The organism is Acinetobacter sp. LUNF3 (genome assembly GCF_022699605.1).
Taxonomy (GTDB): Bacteria; Pseudomonadota; Gammaproteobacteria; order Pseudomonadales; family Moraxellaceae; genus Acinetobacter; species Acinetobacter johnsonii.
Genome location: NZ_CP093968.1, coordinates 2,919,182 through 2,936,180, shown reverse-complemented (window position 1 = coordinate 2,936,180; position 16,999 = coordinate 2,919,182). Strand labels below are relative to the sequence as shown.

The following is a 16,999-nucleotide window of genomic DNA, read 5'->3' as shown; positions in this document are numbered from 1 at the left end:
TTAGAGTCTCTTCCTTGACTGATTTACATCCTGCAAATATTCCGTTGTCTTTATATATTCACATGCCGTGGTGTGTGCGTAAGTGTCCCTATTGCGACTTCAACTCGCATGAGGTGCCAGATGGCAAACTGTCTTTAGATCTAGAGCAAGAATATTTACATGCTTTGGTGGAAGACTTTAAAACTCAACTCGAATTTGTTCAAGGGCGTCATATTCATAGTTTGTTTATTGGCGGCGGAACGCCGTCTTTGATTTCAGCACAAGGGTATCAATGGTTATTTGCCCAGTTAAAAGCATTACTGCCTTTTGAGGCGGATTGTGAAATTACCTTAGAAGCCAATCCAGGCACAGTCGAACATGACCCTTTTGCCGATTATTTGGCAGCAGGTATCAATCGCTTGTCGATAGGGGTGCAAAGTTTTAACACGGGACATTTAAAAAAATTGGGGCGTATTCATAGCAATAGTGATGCTATTTCAGCCATTGGTTTAGCTCGTGATACAGGCTTTAAACGCATTAATGTCGACCTGATGCATGGTTTACCTGAACAGACTTTAGAACAAGCTCTACTTGATTTGAAGCTTGCCGTGGACAATGGTGCAACCCATATTTCATGGTATCAACTCACGATTGAACCGAATACCGTGTTCTTTAGAACCAAGCCTATCTTACCTGTGGACGATGTGCTTGAAGAGATTCAAGCCCAAGGTGAAGCTTATTTAAAAGCGCAGGGTTTTATCAATTATGAAGTTTCGGCATGGCGTAAAGAGCAGCCTTCCGCGCATAATTTGAATTATTGGCAGTTTGGCGACTATTTAGCGATAGGGGCAGGTGCACATGCCAAAGTTACCCAGCCAGATGGGGTCTATCGGTTCCAGAAAACTCGTTTACCCAAAGACTATTTGGCTAAAGTCCCTGCGGAACATGTGCAGTTTAAGCGGATTGAAGCCGACGAACTTCCATTTGAATTTATGATGAATGCTTTGCGTTTAAATGATGGGGTTGCAGCTGAATGTTATGCGCAGCGTACAGGTTTGAATTTGGATAGTTTGGCTGAAACGTTGGACTCACTACGCAGTCGAAAATTAATGGTGGATGATGCCACGCGTTTAGCGTGTACCGAGCAAGGGCATGTATTCTTAAACTCAGTGTTGGAAGAGTTTATCTAAGTTTTAAAGCCATGATTGTATGAATTAACATCAGAGTTTGAGTGAAGATCTCAAGCCAATTTTTTAACTTGCATGATTACTTAAATGGCATTCGATCAAGCCAAGAACTCCAATTAGTATAACCATCATCAAAGCCGATATATTTCAACATCACCAGTGGGTGATGTGTGCTGAATTAGCAGGAGAATTTCACTTGGGAGATTTTAGGCAGCCAACTTGCAAAAGTCCTCTGCCATTTGATTTGGTGTCTTAAAATCCAAACGTTTTTGAATTTTTCGCTGATTATAAAATAACTCTATATATTTTGTAATCTCTGCTTAAGCTTGTTCCCTCGTTTTATAACTATGATCATGAACTCATTCATTTTGAGTATGCCCCAGAAGCCTTCGCTCGGTGCATTATCAAATGAGGAATATATTCCGCAAGGCCACGCTTACTGATCGAACTCAGGTTAAGTATGAGGCCAGAAAATTGGAGCGAAGGGGAAATTACAGGGGGAGTTGAATTTTAAGGTCAGACAGGAAATAAAAAGAGCGCCTAGGCGCTCTTTTTATGGGTCTAATACTGTTAGTTAGTAGTCAAAGCTAAAGTGTTCAGGTGCTAAAGAAGTCATGGTTTTTGAAGGATTGACCATTGCTTCAGCATGTCCTTGGGTACGTGGTAATAAACGTTCGAAATAGAAGTCTGCAACTTTAATTTTTGCTTTGTAGAATTCAGGTGTTTCTTGACCTTCACCAGATGCCAATTTAGCAGAAGCTACAGCCGCTTGTTGAGCCCAGAAGTAAGCCATCATTACATAGCCCGAGAACATCAAGAAATCGACAGATGCAGATGACACGATGTCACGGTCTTTACGAGCCGCCAGCATGATACGAACAGTTAAAGCATTCCATTGCGCGCAAAGCTTAGTTAAGTCCCAAGCAAAACGGCGCATGTATTTGTTGCGAGCATGTTGACCACAGAATTTCAGAATTTCAGCAGTGTAGTCACGAATTACTTTACCTTTAGAGGTCAGAAGTACTTTACGACCAATCAAGTCCAGTGCTTGAACACCTGTTGTACCTTCATATAGTGTCGCAATACGTGCGTCACGTGCAATTTGCTCCATGCCCCATTCTTTAATGTAGCCATGACCGCCATAGACTTGCATACCGTGGTTTGCAGCTTCCAAGCCTAATTCAGTTAAGAAGCCTTTTAAAATTGGAGTATAGAAACCTAAGTGATCATCATGTGCTTCAAATGCAGCAGTATCGCCACGTTCAAGCGCATCGGCCATTTTGTCGGCAATTTGCGCTGCATAATAAATCATTGAACGACCGCCTTCAGCAATCGCTTTTTGTGTTAGCAACATACGGCGAACGTCAGCGTGATGAATAATGGCATCCGCCACTTTTTCAGGGTCTTTTTTGCCAGAAAGTGCACGCATCGACATACGTTCTTTGGCATATGGAAGTGCACCTTGGAAAGAAAGCTCAGCATGTGCAATACCCTGAATTGCCGTACCGATACGTGCGGTGTTCATAAAGGTAAACATGGCATGTAAGCCTTTGTTTGGCTCACCAATCAAGTAACCGACAGCATTATCAAAGTTCAGCACTGCGGTTGCAGAAGCGCGAATCCCCATCTTATGTTCAATTGAACCACAGGTCACAGGGTTACGTTCACCAAGGCTACTGTCTGCATTGACCAAGAATTTAGGCACAATGAACAGTGAAATTCCTTTGGTACCTGCAGGTGCATCTGGAAGACGAGCAAGTACGATGTGAATGATGTTCTCAGTTAAATCTTGCTCACCTGCAGAGATGAAGATTTTGGTGCCTGAGATGTTATAAGTGCCATCGGCATTTAATTCTGCTTTGGTCTTTACTTGACCTAAGTCGGTACCACACTGAGGTTCAGTTAAACACATGGTACCTGACCATGTACCTGCCACTAAGTTCGGCATATACAGATTTTTCTGTTCGTCTGTACCAAACTGTAAAATGGTGTTCATACAGCCAATGCTTAAACCTGGGTACATTTGGAATGACCAGTTTGCTGTGCCCATCATTTCCGATTTAATCAGATTTAAAGATTGAGGCAGGTTCTGACCGCCAAATTCTTCAGGGAAAGACAAACCTTGCCAGCCACCTTGGACAAACTGGTCATAAGCGTCTTTGAAGCCTTTTGGTGTTTTTACTTCACCATTGTCGAAGGTACAACCTTCTTCATCGCCCGATTGGTTTAAAGGAGATAAAATATTTTCACAAAAATCTGCTGCGCCTTCTAAGATCATATCTACCGTATCAGCGTCGGCAGCTTCACCATTCGATAGGGTTTGATAATGTGCAGGATAGTCCAGCACTTCATTCATTAAGAAGCGAATATCATGTAAGGGAGCTTTATATGCAGGCATGTGTGTAATCCTAATTTAGAAATAGTATTGGATTATTTAAATCGATCATTTCATTATTCATACATCGTATCAAAATACATTGATAGATCCGACTTGAGAAAATGTCAGAAAGGCGAATTGGTAGATAAAATCATCAATCTAAAAAGACAGTTCTGTTACACTGACTCGATGGTCTTTTGATCATGTACTTTTTTAATAAACTATAATTAACTCAGGTTTTCAGCAAGTATTATGCGCTTAAAATATATAACACTTTGTTTATTGGGTTTGAGTATCAGTGGGTGTACTCAGCATGTCATTAAATCCAATGCCTCTTCAGATCAGCAGCTCGGGCAACAAGCCACGCATGGTCTTAATGCCATGTTTGAAAATGCTAGCTATGATTTTAAAGGTCAGTTCTCTATTCAATCTGACTTTAATTTTAATGAGTCCAAGCCAAAGACTCAGCCAAATTCTAAGTCGAATACTCAGTCAAATGGGACGAACTTAGATCCAGAGTTGAAAAAACAATTAGATCAACTATTAAAAAATCAAAAGATTTCCTTTACCACCAAAGAAAAACAGGCCTTATATGATGCACTTGCGCGTGAACAAAATCCGTATGCATCGTTGTATGGCAGTGGAGAATCACGTTCTGCTAAGGTTCAAATCGCAGAGTCTTTGGTAAATTTACTCAATGACTTACAGTTTAGTTATCAAGGTTCTGTGCATTTCCGTCAAAAATTGGCAGCATTGACTTTACAGTTAAGTTATCAAAAACCAACCCTACAAGTGCAAGCACAGTTGCCGATGGTGGTTGATTTTAATGATTATAAATTTTACACCAACTACTTTGCCTTTATGCCGTTCATGGTGAATCGTGAAAGTCAGGATCGTTTTACATACATTGACTTTTCTAAGCATAAAGACGCATTCGGTCATATTGATTTTAAAAAGTTTGCTGAATACTTAAAGCAAATGAATGCACTGCCATATGCTTTGGCAGAGCCAAATCAGGTGCATAGTGTTGATTTAAGCAAGTCAGAAAAAGAAGCTGGGCTAAGCAAAAAAATTCGCTATATGGGTGACTTAGAAACAGCACAAGTACAATTGGGTTTGTTTGAATACGTCAATAAACTGCACTATACCCAACAGATACAAGCTTTTGATGCTGAGCGTCTGATTGAAGATGCTGCAAAAACACCAAGCGCAGCGGATGAAGCAATGCAGGCGGCGAAAGAAGCAGAGATTGCTGCAAGTAGCGCAAGTGAAGACCCGGCCTATGATTCACTCGAACGTGTCAGTCATTTGGTAAACCAAAAAATGCAGAACCTGAGTGGTTATGGGCAGAGTGATGAACAAGAGATTGTTGTAGATGCCGCTGCCGATGCTACGGTTGATGCAGCAGCAGATGTGGCTTATGCGCAGGCCGCGACAGAAGATGCGGATGAGACAGCAACTGAAGTGTCTGCTTCTGTAGCACCAAATACACTATCTGAAGAAGCTTGCGATGCGCTCATCAACAGCAAGAACATTCCTATTGGTAAAGTGACCGCATGCCGTGATTATCAAGATATTGATGTACTTGCACCTAAAGTAACTAATGAATCTGTAGATGAAGAGACTTTTGGACAAGCAGCGACCAATGTTTTGGAAGAGTTGAAACCACTCTTTAGCGCGTATCAAACAGAACAACTGGTAGACGCACAAGGCTTTAAACAACTTTGGCAAAAACATCAGGCTGAAATTACACCGATCATGGCACAGCTGGGTAGCGAGCGTTCACCGTTTGTGATGGATGTTGGACTCGACCAAAAAGGTCGTGCGCAAAACATGGATTACAACATTGTGATTAGCGATGAGCAAATTGGTAAGCTACAAATTAAGAGCACCAATCAGGTGTTTAATTATGGCAGTGCGACAGCCATTGACCGTCAAGCTTTAAGAAATGCCAAATCGATTGAGGAAGTGTCTAAAGGTTCATTACTGGAAAATGTAGTGAAAGGCATGCTGGGTCCGTTAGGTGCAGACTCATCAAGTACAGAGAGTGCATCATCAAGCACAACAGAATTACCTAAAGCTATTTCAGATTATTACCAGCAGGCAGCGCAGCAAAGCTATGCACGTCAGCATTCTGAAGTCAAAGCCTATCAAGCGGTATTTGCTTTGATGTTTGCCGCACAGCGTCCAGAATATATTCGTTACTATAGCTCAGCGACCATCAATGAAATTTCAGAAGTGTATGCCTATGAGTTCATGGATGTTGCAGAGCCGAAGGGTGCAGCACTTAAACGTCTGACTCAGTTACGTCAAAAACATGCTTTACAACATGAACAAGACTTTGATGAGCTGGGAGAAAGTATCGCCAATATCGTTAATGATGCACTGGAAGATGTACAAGAAAATCAGCAATGGAAGGATTTGGCGAAGAAATACAAAACCAAGCAAGCGGTTTTTGCTCAGGTCTATCAAGACAAATTCACCGATACCTATGAGATTGACCAAGAGCAAACTGCATATTTGACTCAGTCTGCACACGTCTTTGCTAAAGCATTTGCAGATGACTTAAAAGGTCAATTGACAGAAAAATCGTTGCAAGGTTTGAAGCTTGAACATGACGACTTCTTTAGCGACTCGACCTATTACGAGACCTATAAAGCCGTACAGAAACACATGAACTAATGAAAAAAAGAACCTCTGCGGAGGTTCTTTTTTTATTTGTACTTATAAAAAATCTTTCAGATTGGGTTTGATGCCATTCCAAATCGAAAAAGATTCAATCGCCTGACCAACCAGCATGCCATAGCCTTCAGAGGTGGGCACGCCGCGAGCTTTGGCTTGATCTAAAAAGGTTGAGGGTTTGCCATAGGCCATTTCATAAGCATGTTGAAAGTGCAAAGCTTCAGGCAGAATGAGGGCATCGCCACTTAGGCTGGCAGAGGTTGCATTAATCACCAAGTCAAACTGACCTTCGAGCGCATCTAAGCCGATGGCTTGCAATTCGGCTTGCGGTACAGCTGTTTTTAAGTCACTCACCAGTTGCTCAGCACGGGCCAGAGTACGATTGGCAATCACAATTTTTTTCACCCCTGCTTGTACCAGTGGATAAATGACGCCACGAGTTGCACCACCTGCACCGATGATCAGTACATCTGTCTGGTCTAAGTTCCAGTCCAACGCACGAATGGCATCGACTAAGCCTTGTCCATCGGTGTTGTCACCATGTAATTGACCATCGACCATCCACAGCGTATTCACAGCTTTTGCGATTTTAGCGCGTTCAGTGAGGACTGTGCAGGCGGCAAAGGCTTGTTCTTTAAAAGGCACAGTGACATTAAGACCAATGCCACCCTGTGAGAAAAATTCTTGGATGTTGGTGAGGAAGCCATCCAGTGGTGCAAGACGTTTACTGTAGTTGAGGTCGAGCCCCATTTTTTGTGCAAACGCATGGTGAAGTTCAGGTGAGCGAGACTGCTCAATCGGGTTGCCAATGACAGCGAATTGTTTGCTCATCGCACCAAATCCATGTGAGAAATGCTGTTCAATATACGGCAAATCACACGCGGGCTAAAGCGTTCAGTGTTTTTTTATCAACAGTGAAAAGAAAGGCGATTATGGATTGCAGATACTGTGAATCACATCAAACAATAATTTTGCTGCGGTCAGGGTTAAACCGATACCTGCAAATACGGTGATGCTGATGGATGCATTGTCATTAAACGCACTTTCAGAAAAGATAGTGGTACTGATCGAGCTTAGCAACACAATAGCAAAGCAGAAAAGAACCATGGTGGTTGAGCTAACTCTTTTTGCGAACATGTTTGGGACCTCAGAGAACAGCAAAGGAGGATACTAAATATTGATGTCATTAAAATGAATACATTGAAAATGACTTAATTTAGCTTACGGTTTTTGCGAACTTAAAAGAACCCAATTGCTGTTTTAAACCTGTGAAAATGCTTTAATAAATGCAAAGAAATGACGCTTTGTGTAGTGATCATTCTACGAGGAATTGATCAGGAAATATATAAACTTTAATGTATAAGCTGCCCTAATCTAGTGAAAAGGGCATACGCGGAGAAATAGAATTGTAAGACCGTGTGTCTATTTGAGCAGGTTGAGCCAATCTTGGGGTTTCAGGTAAAAGTCGGTCAGTTTTTTCTCAGCGGAATCGGCCTCCCATTCAGGTCGATATGACCAACCAGCCAAATTTGGCAAGCTCACTAAAATCGATTCAATACGCCCCCCTGTTTGTAAACCAAAAAGTGTGCCGCGGTCATAGACCAAGTTATATTCGACATAACGACCACGACGATAGATTTGAAAGTCGCGTTGCGCCTCGCTATAAGGCTTGTCTTGGTTGTGCTGGAAGATTGGAAGAATGGCGTTGAGGTAGCCATTGCCGACTGCTTGAATATATTGGAAACAGGTTTCAAAGTCCCATTGATTGAGATCGTCAAAGAACAATCCACCGACGCCACGTTGTTCGTCGCGGTGTTTTAAATAGAAGTAGTCATCACACCATTGTTTATGTTCGGCGTAGACTTCAGTGCCAAAGGGAGCACACAAGTCATGCGCCGTCTGATGCCATGACAGCACATCTTCATCATTTGGGTAAAATGGGGTGAGATCGAAGCCCCCCCCAAACCACCAAATTGGGTCTTGACCTTCTTTTTCAGCCACGAATAAGCGCACATTGGCATGTGAAGTCGGGACATTCGGGTTTTTCGGATGGATCACCAAAGAAACACCCATGGCCTGTGCCTTGGCACCTGCAATTTGCGGATGGCGTTCAGTCGCTGAAGCAGGGAGCTTAGAAATGTTGATGTGTGAGAACATCACTCCACCTTTTTCAATCACTGTGCCATTTTGCAGTACGCGTGAACGACCACCACCACCTTCAGGACGCTCCCAATCATCTATTTCAAACTGTGCAGTCCCGCCACCAGCACGCTCTTGTTGTTCAAGTGCGGCACAAATACGAGCCTGTAAGTCGAGGAGAAATTCGCGAACGCGTTGGATATCCGCAGACGTTGGGTGCTGCATGAAAAGCCTCATGGGAAAAGATGAAAACTGCCTACATCAAAACATAAAACAGCAAAAAGATTAAGAATATTTTCCGAAGAGTCCTACTGCAGCATTCGATGTCGTGAAGCAAGTTAAAAATGAAAATGCTGCTATGTGCAAAATAACCTGACCAATTCGCTAGGTTGAATTCTGATTCTAAGCTCAGCAGAATAACCACAGTACAGACCTGAGTTTGGCGATGCAGAATAGGCTGCATCTTCTGAGTGCGGAAGAGCTGATGGTAAATATGCGCGATTCATTGATTCAAAAATACAATGTTCCTGGTCCACGTTATACCAGTTATCCAACGGTGCCGTATTGGGAAGAGGCGCAGTTTTCCTTAGATCAATGGAAACAGACGCTGAAAACATCGTTTGCTGAATCGAATTCGACTGAAGGCATAAGTCTGTATATTCATCTGCCTTTTTGCGAAAGTCTCTGTACTTTTTGTGGCTGCCACAAACGCGTAACCAAAAAGCATGAGATGGAGCAGCCCTATATTCAAGCGGTTTTAAAGGAATGGTCTCTTTATTGTGAATGGTTTGAAGAAAAGCCGCGCATTAAAGAAATTCATTTGGGTGGAGGAACGCCCACTTTCTTTTCTCCAGCACATTTAACTCAGTTAATTGAAGGCATCCTCGCGCATGCAGAGATTGCCGAGCAGCATGAGTTTAGCTTTGAAGGGCATCCGAACAATACTACGCGGGAGCATTTGCAAGCCTTGTATGACTTGGGCTTTCGCAGGGTTAGTTATGGGGTGCAGGATTATAATGAAACCGTACAAAAAGCCATTCATCGGATACAGCCTTTTGAACATGTCGAGCAAGTGACACAGTGGGCACGTGAAATAGGCTATAGCTCAATTTCACATGATTTGGTCTTTGGTTTGCCTTTTCAAAACTTGGATGATGTACTCAACACCATTGATCAAACCAATCGTTTACGCCCAGACCGTTTGGCTTTTTATAGTTATGCGCATGTGCCTTGGATCAAAGGCAACGGGCAACGTGGGTTTAAAGACCATGATGTGCCGAAAGATGAAATAAAACGGCAGTGCTATGAGGAAGGAAAAAATAAATTATTGGCACAGGGTTATCATGAAATTGGTATGGATCATTTTGCTTTAGAAAGTGATTGGCTGTACCAATCATTTCAGGCAGGCACTCTGCATCGCAATTTTATGGGCTACACCGCATCGAAAACTCAAGTGATGATTGGTTTAGGTATCTCATCCATCAGCGACAGTTGGTATAGCTTTGCGCAAAATGAAAAAAAACTCGAAGATTATTATGCGCGACTGGAAAACAATGAACTTCCTGTCTATCGCGGGCATATTTTAAGTGCCGAAGATTTGATGATTCGTCGTCACATTTTAAATTTGATGTGTAGCTTTCAAACGTCGTGGGCAGATCCAAGTATGCAGTTTCCTGAATTGGCTGAGGTCTTGGGACAACTGGAAGAAATGCGGGACGATGGTTTATTAGAGATTGGGCCACACAGTATACGAGTAACTGAGCAGGGCAAAGCCTTTGTACGCAACATTTGTATGGCGTTCGATTTGCATTTAAAACGTCGACGACCCGAGAGTCGTATTTTCTCCATGACCATCTAATCTGATTGAAGTGCTCTAAGCCGGCCTTTTTCAAGCAGGCTTAGAGTATGTTTTCAAATTTTAAAAATCATCTTTCTTGTACAAGTGCGCCATGCGTTCATGTTTGGTTTTTAAATATTCTTCATTGAAAGGATTTAAACCGACCGTCAAAGGCACACGATCCACCACATTGATCCCTTGTTCTTGCAGTGCTGCAATCTTCAATGGATTGTTGGTAATCAAACGGACTTGTTGAATATTGAGATGATCCAACATAATGCTGACCATGTCATAACGACGTGCATCGGCAGGGAGGTTGAGCATTAGGTTGGCATCAACAGTGTCATGCCCTTGGTCTTGCAGCGCATAAGCACGAATTTTATTGGTCAGTCCTATGCCACGACCTTCTTGGCGCAAATACAGAATCACGCCTTGCCCAGCTTCATTGATCAGTTTTTGCGTGGCTTGCAATTGTGGGCCACAGTCACACTTCAAGGAAGCAAAGGCATCGCCCGTGAGACATTCGGAATGAACACGGACTAAAACGGGTTCTGTGATCGGCTGATCCAAACCTTTTGAGAGTGCAACATGTTCTTCACCGGTCTTAGGATCTTGAAATACGGTGATGTTAAACTCACCAAAAGCAGTCGGTAAACGGGATGTAGCAACAAATTCAATAGGCACAGCTAAACCTGTAAATAGTTCAGAAATTGGCTAAAGTATAGCGTAATGCATCGACATTGGTAGAATTGCATCCATGAATTTATGCAGAAGATTTTCTTTTTTGTATAAAGCGAACGATAATAGTTGATAAATAGTAAGATTATTCAGGATAATCACCTGCACTAAACGAACACCCAGTGAGAGCACTGCTCAAAACTGCATCGCTAGAAATATGGCTGATTGAAGGTGATAGCATTCGACGATATGATCGAATTACCCATTTGACCTAGCTAGATTTGCCAGGCTTTAGAAGGCTTTGCCATATTATGTTGTATACAGAAATACCAGCTCATCGCCCTGTAACACCGTTGTTGGATACGATTGATCATCCTCAACAACTTCGCTCGCTTGAGCAAAGTCAATTAGCACAAGTGGCAGACGAGCTACGTCAATTTATTCTGTATGCCGCAGGACAAAGTGGGGGGCACTTTGGTGCAAACCTCGGTGTAGTCGAACTCACCGTGGCATTACATTATTGCTTTAACACGCCGAATGACCGCTTAATTTGGGATGTCGGTCATCAAGCTTATCCGCATAAAGCATTAACGGGCCGCCGTGAACAGCTCACAACGATTCGTGCCAAAGATGGTTTAGCTGCCTTTCCTGCGCGTGATGAATCGGTATTTGATACCTTTGGAGTCGGACATTCTTCGACTGCGATTTCAGCCGGCCTAGGTATGGCGCTGGCACGTCGTTATCAAAACAATCCATGTGAAGTGGTCGCTATCATTGGCGATGGGGCGATGACAGCGGGTATGGCCTTTGAAGCTATGAACGATGCAGTCGCGCATGATGCGGACTTGATGGTGGTGCTGAATGACAATGATATGTCGATTTCATGCAGCACAGGTGGTTTTGCTAAACATCTGGCTTCAATTTGGGAAAGTGGTCAGTCCATTAATATTTCGGCGGATGGCGAAGCTTATGTACAGCCACATCCTGAATGGATCTATAACTCGCGCTTACATAGCGCAGCGACAGATGCGGCCGACAACGTATTTAAAGCGATTGGTTTTGATTACTTTGGGCCTTTTGATGGGCACGATGTCGAACAGCTGACACAAGTCTTTACCGCATTGAAAAAACGTAAAGGGCCACGTTTAATTCATGTCTATACCAAAAAAGGCAAAGGCTTCGCCCCTGCTGAAGCAGACCAAATCAAATATCACGCGATTACAAAAATAAATGCCAAGTCTGCTCCGCAAACGGCGCCCAAATATTCAGATGTCTTTGGTCAATGGTTATGTGATGAAGCCGCACAAGATGAGCGCTTACTGGCGATTACCCCTGCCATGTGCGAAGGCTCAGGTATGGTGGATTTTGCTAAACAGTATCCACAGCGCTTTTTTGATGTCGCGATTGCAGAACAGCATGCTGTAACTTTGGCGGCGGGTATGGCATGTGAAGGTTTAAAACCTGTGGTGGCCATTTACTCGACCTTCTTGCAGCGCGGCTATGATCAATTGATTCATGATGTGGCCCTGCAAAATCTAGATGTTACCTTTGGTATCGATCGTGCAGGTTTAGTGGGTGAAGATGGGCCGACTCATGCTGGGGCCTATGACTATGCCTTTATGCGCACCGTACCGAATTTAGTGATTATGGCGCCAAAAGACGAAAATGAATGTCGTCAAATGTTGCATACCGCTTATTTATTCAATGGTCCTGCCGCAGTGCGTTACCCGCGTGGCAATGGTCTCGGTGTTGAAATTCAACAACAGATGACCCCGATGGAAATTGGTCAGGCTGAAATTGTAGCGAGCTTTAATGATGCCCAAGACGACGTTATTAGCATTCTTGCCTTTGGTAGTCGTGTTCAGGCCGCAGTAGAGGCAGCACAGAAATTAGCTGAACAAGATTTGGCGGTTCGTGTGGTGAATATGCGCTTTGTTAAACCGCTTGATGAAAAGATGATAGCGACTTTAGCACCATCAACGGCTTTATTTGTTACGGTTGAAGAACATGCGGTGATGGCGGGTGCGGGCAGTGCAGTCAATGAATATTTGGCACAGGCTCAAATCGTAAAACCAATGTTAAATCTCGGTTTAGCGGATACATTCATGCATCAAGCGACTCATGCGCAAATGTTGCATCAGGCAGGACTAGATGCAGAAGGCATTGAAAGCTCAGTGCGCCAAGCCTGGTCGAAACTTGTACATATGGTTTAAGCACCGTTTTTAAATTTTAGAAACATTTTTTCCCTAAAAGCCCCGATCTTTGATAAGATGCGCGGGCTTTTATGCATTATTCTTTATCAATATCTTCAAATTGTAGTGGGTGTTCAATGGAACCTATGGTGGTGATGGCTGCGCGTGCGGCTCAATTAGTCGGTCAAGAGCTTTTAAAAGCGCATCAAAATCGTCATAAGCTCGATCTACAAGTCGAAGAAAAAGGAATTGATGGTCCTGTAACGCGTGTAGACCGTTATTTGGAACAATTGGCTATCGATACCCTACGTAAAAGCTATAAAAATCACAGCTTCCTTGGTGAAGAGTTTGGTTTTCAAGAAGGTAAAGGTCACGACGCAGATTGGTGTTGGATCATCGACCCACTTGATGGCACTCTAAACTTCATTAACGGTGTTCCTCACTTCTGTATCTCTATTGCAGTTCAACATAAAGGCATTACTCAACACGGCGTGATTTACGACCCTGTGAAAGATGAGTTGTTCTCTGCAAGTCGTGGTCGTGGTGCCATGATGAACCAACGCCGTATTCGTGTAAATGTGAAAGACAGCCTTGAAAATACATTCATGTCTGTGGGTCATGCTTACCGTGCAAAACGTAATGGTGAAGTGATTTCTTATGCAAAAAATCATTTTGATTCATTGTTAAATGTGACTGAAGCTGGCGCACAATACCGTCGTACAGGTTCTGCAGCATTAGATTTGGCGTATGTGGCAGCAGGTCGTTTCGACGCGTACTTCGAACTCGGCTTAAAGCCTTGGGATATCGCAGCTGGCGAGTTGATCGTGAAAGAAGCGGGCGGTACAGTGGTTGATGCACGTGGTGGTAGCGAATCTATGGAAAATGGCCAAGTACTGGCATGTTCTATGAAAATGTTGAAACCTCTGATGAAAGCAGTTGTACCTGCTTGGGGTGAAGCGGCTAAGTAATAGCATGCAGATCGTGTTTTAAGACATTGAAAAAGCCCTCATAAGAGGGCTTTTTCTTTGATAAGGATGAAAAAAAGTAAAGACCTTTGTGGTGACTTACTTTATGGCTTTGACCTTTATAGATTGTAAAACATAGACTGTGCCAGATTCTGATCACCTCTGAATGAAGATCACTCTATCTCAGAAATAAAGCGGGTTAAAATTAGCTAGGGTATAGACACCTATTTAAGCTTGTTGTGTCTAATGTTCATTACAGGTCAGATACCATGTCAAATCACGGCAGCATTAGAACAAGAGTTCGAGCAATGAATTGCAGCTCATGCTAGATCAGTTGAGGAAAGAGCAAAGAGCAAAGAATACTATTCAACATTTTTCTAGATGGTCAAAAAATTAAAGTGAAAACCTGTATTTATTCAATCTTTGAGGAAAATATTGTATCAATTTCACGAAAAGAGGTGACTTTTAAAAATATCCTGCTATACTCCGCCCACGCACTAAATTTCGTTCATTACCTGAACATTCTCTTCTATCATTGTGTATGCGCGTCCGGTCCAAAGAGAGGACATTATTTCGCGCCCCACCCAATCGCTTAAGCGATTCCTTCAGGTTGCGGCTGTAATCAAATGTGCGTTATACGCATCGTCGTTCTCGGATCGCCGCTGATTCTATATTTTCAGCGATTATTGCTGTGCCGCTTTTTGCCGATGTCCATCAGACCATATATTTAATGGAGCACCCATTTTTCGGGTGAAATACTCTATGAGCAAAACTTTTGCTGATTTTCCTTTACATGAATCGTTACAACAAGCTTTACAAAGCTTAGGTTTTACTTCTCCTACGCCTGTACAGGAACAATCGATTCCTGCAGCTTTAGAAGGTAAAGATCTTTTAGTATCTAGCCAAACAGGTTCAGGTAAAACTGCGGCGTTCTTACTTCCAACGTTAAACGCACTTGCAGCCCAAGAGACTTTCGTTCCGTTCAAAGAACGTATGAAAGCAATTACTCAACCAAATATTTTGGTTCTTTGCCCAACACGTGAGTTAGCGCAACAAGTAAGCCAAGACGCGATTGGGTTTGTCCGTCACATGAAAGGTGCACGTATTGCAGCGATCATGGGTGGTATGCCGTTTGGTAAGCAAATCCAACAGTTAAAAGGTGCGCAAGTTGTTGTTGCAACACCAGGTCGTTTACTTGACCTTGTAAACCGTCGTCAAATTAAATTAGACCAAGTTGATGCGCTTATTGTTGACGAAGCAGACCGTATGCTTGATCTAGGTTTCTCTGAAGACTTAGAAGCAATTAGCGATCTTGCTGCAAACCGTAAACAGACGTTAATGTTCTCTGCAACATTTGCTGGTCGTATCATTACTCTTGCTGAACGCATGATGAATGATCCACAACGTATTGCAATCGAAACTGGTCACTCTACGAATACTGACATCACTCAGACTTTACACTGGACTGATGGCTTTGAGCACAAGAAAAAATTACTAACGCATTGGTTAAGTGCTGAAGACTTAGATCAAGCTGTTGTATTCGCTTCTACTCAAGAAGACACCGATATGTTGGCTGAAGAACTTGCTGAAGCAGGTTTATCAGTTGTAGCACTTCATGGTGCTATGCCACAAACTGTGCGTAACCGTCGTTTACGTAGCATCCGTGAAGGTCGTGCAAAAATTTTAGTTGCAACCGACGTTGCTGCACGTGGTCTTGACGTACCAACCATTTCACACGTAATCAACTTCGGTCTTCCAATGAAGAACGAAGACTATGTACACCGTATTGGTCGTACAGGTCGTGCGGGTCGTACTGGTAAAGCAATCACTTTAGCAACTTACCGTGAACGCGGTAAAATTCGTGCTTTAGAAGATTTCTTAGATGCGCGTTTGAATGTATCTGAAATTGAAGGCCTTGAGCCATCTCCACCTCCTGCACGCGGTAGTCGTGATGGCGGCGGTCGTGGTCGTGATGGCGGCGGTCGTGGTCGCGGTGGTTTCGGTGGTCGCGATGGCGGCGGTCGTGCTCGTTTCGAAGGTGAGTCTAACTTTAAACGTCGTGAAGGTGGTGATGACCGTCCACGTCGTAGCTACGATGACAAACCTCGTGGTGATCGTCCATCATTTGGTGGTGAAGATCGTCCACGTCGTGAGTTTAATAATGATCGTCCACGTCGTGAAGGCGGTTTCGGTGACCGTCCACAACGTTCTTTTGATGACCGTCCAAAACGTGATTTTGGTGATCGTCCAGCGCCACGTCGTGAAGGCGGTTTCGGTGATCGTCCGCAACGTTCTTTTGATGATCGTCCAAAGCGTGAATTCAACTCTGATCGTCCACGTCGCGAAGGCGGTTTCAACGATAAGCCACGTTTTGACTCGAATGATGACAACCGCGGTAACCGTGTAGACTACAAACCACGTCGTGAAGGTTCTTTTGGTGACCGTCCAAAACGTGATTTTGGTGATCGTCCAGCGCCACGTCGTGAAGGTGGTTTTGGTGACCGTCCACAACGTTCTTTTGGTGATGACCGTCCAAAACGCACTTTCGGTGGTGAAGATCGTCCTAAGCGTACTTTTGGTGGCGAAGACCGTCCGAAGCGTGAATTTAATTCAGATCGTCCACGTACTGAAGGTGGTTTTGACCGCCCACGTCGTAAGTTTAACGACTAAGTCTGAATGAATAAAAAAACCAGTGGGAACACTGGTTTTTTTTTGTCTACGGCTGTAAAAAAATAAATTAAAATGTATACTGAGTCATATTTTAATTGTATTGATAATAATGATGCACAATAATGAGGTTGAATCAATCGCCACACTCTCTGACGTGAAAGAGGTCAATATGGCACATTATCTCGGACTCTTTTTGCTGATTTGCAACATTCTTTTCTTTGTCTATAGTCGTTATGGATGAAGTAATTCATCTTATTTAGTTTGTTTTCGCAGTACAAATAAATATAAATACA

11 protein-coding genes and 1 pseudogene are annotated in these 16,999 nt (G+C 43.2%); 6 read left to right on the top strand and 6 right to left on the bottom strand.

Annotated elements, in window-relative coordinates; translation table 11 throughout:
* Positions 1 to 14 precede the first annotated feature (14 nt).
* Positions 15 to 1,169, top strand: a complete 1,155-nt coding sequence (gene hemW, locus MN200_RS14355) for a radical SAM family heme chaperone HemW (protein WP_242759721.1) — start codon at positions 15 to 17, stop codon at positions 1,167 to 1,169.
* A 203-nt stretch (positions 1,170 to 1,372) separates the two neighbouring features.
* On the opposite strand, the pseudogene MN200_RS14350 reads toward hemW, so the two are convergent.
* Both MN200_RS14350 and MN200_RS14345 read right to left on the bottom strand, forming a co-directional pair.
* Positions 1,373 to 1,575 (bottom strand): annotated as a pseudogene (locus tag MN200_RS14350) (IS3 family transposase); the annotation flags it as partial.
* A 165-nt stretch (positions 1,576 to 1,740) separates the two neighbouring features.
* Positions 1,741 to 3,564: an acyl-CoA dehydrogenase C-terminal domain-containing protein gene (locus tag MN200_RS14345; protein WP_242759718.1), complete on the bottom strand. Its 1,824-nt coding sequence runs from the start codon at positions 3,562 to 3,564 to the stop codon at positions 1,741 to 1,743.
* A 231-nt stretch (positions 3,565 to 3,795) separates the two neighbouring features.
* Between MN200_RS14345 and MN200_RS14340 the strand changes: the two genes are divergently transcribed.
* Positions 3,796 to 6,225 (top strand): hypothetical protein, encoded by a 2,430-nt coding sequence (locus tag MN200_RS14340; RefSeq protein ID WP_242759716.1) that lies wholly within the window; start codon positions 3,796 to 3,798, stop codon positions 6,223 to 6,225.
* 42 nt (positions 6,226 to 6,267) lie between these two features.
* Here the strand turns inward: MN200_RS14340 and aroE are convergent, their stop codons facing one another.
* From aroE to hemF, 3 genes are all read right to left on the bottom strand, one after another.
* Positions 6,268 to 7,056 carry a shikimate dehydrogenase gene (aroE, locus tag MN200_RS14335; protein ID WP_242759714.1) on the bottom strand — a complete coding sequence of 263 codons (789 nt, stop codon included), beginning with the start codon at positions 7,054 to 7,056 and terminating at the stop codon, positions 6,268 to 6,270.
* Positions 7,057 to 7,155: 99 nt separating this feature from the next.
* On the bottom strand, positions 7,156 to 7,362 hold the full coding sequence (locus MN200_RS14330) for a hypothetical protein (RefSeq protein ID WP_126035159.1): 207 nt from the start codon (positions 7,360 to 7,362) through the stop codon (positions 7,156 to 7,158).
* A 285-nt stretch (positions 7,363 to 7,647) separates the two neighbouring features.
* Positions 7,648 to 8,589: an oxygen-dependent coproporphyrinogen oxidase gene (hemF, locus tag MN200_RS14325; RefSeq protein WP_242759712.1), complete on the bottom strand. Its 942-nt coding sequence runs from the start codon at positions 8,587 to 8,589 to the stop codon at positions 7,648 to 7,650.
* A gap of 268 nt (positions 8,590 to 8,857) precedes the next feature.
* Between hemF and hemN the strand changes: the two genes are divergently transcribed.
* Entirely contained in the window at positions 8,858 to 10,222 is a 1,365-nt protein-coding gene (hemN, locus tag MN200_RS14320) for an oxygen-independent coproporphyrinogen III oxidase (protein WP_205668081.1), read from the top strand.
* A gap of 60 nt (positions 10,223 to 10,282) precedes the next feature.
* Here hemN and ribA read toward each other — a convergent pair whose 3' ends face one another.
* Positions 10,283 to 10,885, bottom strand: a complete 603-nt coding sequence (ribA, locus tag MN200_RS14315) for a GTP cyclohydrolase II (RefSeq protein ID WP_058870370.1) — start codon at positions 10,883 to 10,885, stop codon at positions 10,283 to 10,285.
* A gap of 305 nt (positions 10,886 to 11,190) precedes the next feature.
* On the opposite strand from ribA, the gene dxs reads away from it, so the two are divergent.
* The 3 genes from dxs (at position 11,191) to MN200_RS14300 (ending at position 16,706) form a co-directional block, all read left to right on the top strand.
* The gene (gene dxs, locus MN200_RS14310; protein ID WP_205667559.1) at positions 11,191 to 13,092 is read left to right on the top strand and encodes a 1-deoxy-D-xylulose-5-phosphate synthase; all 1,902 of its coding nucleotides are present in this window, start codon (positions 11,191 to 11,193) and stop codon (positions 13,090 to 13,092) included.
* A 116-nt stretch (positions 13,093 to 13,208) separates the two neighbouring features.
* Positions 13,209 to 14,039, top strand: a complete 831-nt coding sequence (locus MN200_RS14305; protein WP_004691373.1) for an inositol monophosphatase family protein — start codon at positions 13,209 to 13,211, stop codon at positions 14,037 to 14,039.
* 759 nt (positions 14,040 to 14,798) lie between these two features.
* Positions 14,799 to 16,706, top strand: coding sequence for a DEAD/DEAH box helicase (locus MN200_RS14300; protein ID WP_242759710.1), 1,908 nt, complete (start codon positions 14,799 to 14,801; stop codon positions 16,704 to 16,706).
* The last annotated feature ends 293 nt before the right edge of the window (positions 16,707 to 16,999 follow it).

Excerpts from the sequence above, each read along its gene's own strand:
- hemN (WP_205668081.1), top strand. The coding sequence starts at position 8,858 with ATGCGCGATTCATTGATTCAAAAATACAATGTTCCTGGTCCACGTTAT.
- MN200_RS14330 (WP_126035159.1), bottom strand. The coding sequence starts at position 7,362 with ATGTTCGCAAAAAGAGTTAGCTCAACCACCATGGTTCTTTTCTGCTTT.
- MN200_RS14340 (WP_242759716.1), top strand. The coding sequence starts at position 3,796 with ATGCGCTTAAAATATATAACACTTTGTTTATTGGGTTTGAGTATCAGT.
- aroE (WP_242759714.1), bottom strand. The coding sequence starts at position 7,056 with ATGAGCAAACAATTCGCTGTCATTGGCAACCCGATTGAGCAGTCTCGC.
- dxs (WP_205667559.1), top strand. The coding sequence starts at position 11,191 with ATGTTGTATACAGAAATACCAGCTCATCGCCCTGTAACACCGTTGTTG.
- hemF (WP_242759712.1), bottom strand. The coding sequence starts at position 8,589 with ATGCAGCACCCAACGTCTGCGGATATCCAACGCGTTCGCGAATTTCTC.
- MN200_RS14305 (WP_004691373.1), top strand. The coding sequence starts at position 13,209 with ATGGAACCTATGGTGGTGATGGCTGCGCGTGCGGCTCAATTAGTCGGT.
- MN200_RS14300 (WP_242759710.1), top strand. The coding sequence starts at position 14,799 with ATGAGCAAAACTTTTGCTGATTTTCCTTTACATGAATCGTTACAACAA.
- MN200_RS14345 (WP_242759718.1), bottom strand. The coding sequence starts at position 3,564 with ATGCCTGCATATAAAGCTCCCTTACATGATATTCGCTTCTTAATGAAT.